The sequence below is a fragment of the Vibrio sp. 11-4(1) genome, from assembly GCF_013048625.1.
GTDB classification, from domain to species: Bacteria; Pseudomonadota; Gammaproteobacteria; order Enterobacterales; family Vibrionaceae; genus Vibrio; species Vibrio diabolicus.
Window position 1 is genome coordinate 1 of sequence record NZ_VHSY01000038.1, and the last position, 2,222, is coordinate 2,222.

The 2,222-nt window shown below is 42.0% G+C and carries 3 protein-coding genes; all 3 read left to right on the plus strand.

Annotated features, from left to right (window positions below; translation table 11 throughout):
• Nucleotides 1-279: 279 nt before the first annotated feature.
• Nucleotides 280-690, plus strand: coding sequence for a cytidine deaminase (locus FKN16_RS24145; protein ID WP_170903727.1), 411 nt, complete (start codon nucleotides 280-282; stop codon nucleotides 688-690).
• 151 nt (nucleotides 691-841) lie between these two features.
• Entirely contained in the window at nucleotides 842-1,276 is a 435-nt protein-coding gene (locus tag FKN16_RS24155) for a GNAT family N-acetyltransferase (RefSeq protein ID WP_170903717.1), read from the plus strand.
• Nucleotides 1,277-1,417: 141 nt separating this feature from the next.
• Nucleotides 1,418-2,095: a hypothetical protein gene (locus tag FKN16_RS24160; RefSeq protein WP_170903728.1), complete on the plus strand. Its 678-nt coding sequence runs from the start codon at nucleotides 1,418-1,420 to the stop codon at nucleotides 2,093-2,095.
• Nucleotides 2,096-2,222 lie beyond the last annotated feature (127 nt).

The following is a 2,222-nucleotide window of genomic DNA, read 5'->3' on the forward strand; positions in this document are numbered from 1 at the left end:
TTTCGTTCTCAGTGAGGTGTGTGTATTTCATGTTTTTTACTTCTTGGCGGGAGCAAACTTCATGATTATCGCATCTCACTGTTTTTATGTTCAGAGGTGTCGCACTTCGTACTTGAATCCAAGACGCATAACAAACTGTTTAAGAGTGATTCGCAACGCGTGGCATTTTTGCTATGCGTTGCGTTTAGTGTTTAAGGTGGTATGCGGAAGCATCGGTATTGCGTTGCTCACACCTTAACAGGGCGTTATAGCGCTCGATAAAATTGAATATGGATGGTCATGGATAATATCGAAAAAGAGCTTTATCAAGCAGCAATAGAACTAGTAAATATGCGATATCCTTCTGGTTGGGGTGGTGCTGCGGCTGTTAGAACAGAGTCAGGAAAAATATTAACAAGCATTGCTCCTGATACTAAAAACGATGCTCTTTCACTATGCATGGAAGTGGGAGCGTATTTAGAGGCTCACAAACTCAATGAGCGAGTGACCCACTCATTATGCCTGTATCGTGAAAACGAGAACGATGAGTTTCTAATCTTGTCACCATGCGGAGTTTGCCAAGAGCGCCTCGTCCACTGGGGTGGGGATGTCAAAGCAGCCATTACGACTCCAGAGAAGGCATTGGTTTTCAAAACTATACGTGAATTAATGCCTCATCATTGGTCACTTGTAAACGGCAAAGCGCTATAACAAACTGTTTAAGAGCGATTCGCAACGCGTGGCACTTTTACTATGCGTTGTATGTAGTGTTTCAGGTGGTATGCGGGAGCTTCGGTAATGCGTTGCTCACACCTTAACAGGGCGTTATAAGCTATCCGTAGTTGTAGGTTTGGAGAGTTAGGTGTACGAAACCCGTAAAGCTGAAAATAGTGACTATGAGTTCCTATTCGAACTTAAGAAATCAGCAGAATTTGAACCAATCAAAGCTGTATTTGGTTGGGACGAAAGTGTTCAAAAAGAAATTCATCACAATGAGTGGGTCGAAGAAAAGCCAACCATCATCGAAGTCGATGGAGTCGCAGTGGGCAGTTACTTGGTGCAGTACCATTCTGAGAATCTGTACTTTGGTCGCTTTTTCCTATTACCAGAATATCAGGGTAAAGGAATTGGTAGCCAAGTATTAAAAGCTGTCATTGAGCTTGCTGAACAAAAGTCGTTACCGATAAAGCTTTGCTACTTACAAGGAAACCGAGTAGGGCAACTTTACAAAAGGTTTGGCTTTGAGGTTACAGGGCAGGACGAACAGTTCGTGCACATGCTCAAACCACGCTTATAACAAACTGTTTAAGAGTGATTCGCAACGCGTGGCATTTTTACTATGCGTTGTTTTAAGTGATTAAGGTGGCATGCGGCAGCATCGGTATTGCGTTGCTCACACCTTAACAGGGCGTTAGGGTTATTAGGAGATTTTCAGCTAGTGGTAAATAATGAAAAAAACAGTAATAGCAACTGGAAGTTAGCAAGCTTTTTACTAATCGGCGTACTAATTCCTTTGTTAGCGGCTTCAATTCCTTGGCTTTTAGACTATGCTCTTCCCCAAAATAGTCTCTCATATCAGTATATAGAGCCTATTGAACTGGAAGAAGCCACAGCAGTCAGCGTCACAGTCACTAATGAAGGTCGAGAAACCCAACATGATATCGAAATATGGCTGCCTTTTCGGGTAATCTCCGGTGCCAAAAGTGAGGTGGGAGATGATGGCAGGCTAAGAGTTACTGTGACTGAACCGGAGATTCAATTGGAATCAAGTATTCCATATAAGTCCTCAGAGTTAACAGATAAGCACTTTCTTATAAAGTTTGATGCGTTGAGGCCAAATGAATCTGCATCCATTAAACTTGTCTCCACAGGAGCAAGAGTTATGGTGAGCAGTTATGATCTTGAACGAATGCGTGTTGTATCAAAAACATCAGTGGCGAAGAGTGCTCAGCCGACAGAACATGAGTTTTTATTGTTTCGAACAGGATCAATTATCTTGGTTGTGCTTATAGTAGTATTTTTTGCTTGGGCAATATATTACGAACATCTCATGCCCTACGAAACAAAGGAAAAGCACTTGCTTAAGCAGATTGATGATCTAACGACAAAAAAATAACCTTAGTATCAAGTTTGAAGTGCGACACTTTTTACAGATGCGCATGAATATACTCCGTTGGTGTCCTATACCCAAGTCTTTTGCGTGGGCGCGTATTTAATTTGTGTGCAATTTCATTGCAGAGCTT

Bases quoted from the DNA above. Each gene is read 5' to 3' on its own strand.
- FKN16_RS24145 (WP_170903727.1), top strand. From the start codon at position 280: ATGGATAATATCGAAAAAGAGCTTTATCAAGCAGCAATAGAACTAGTA.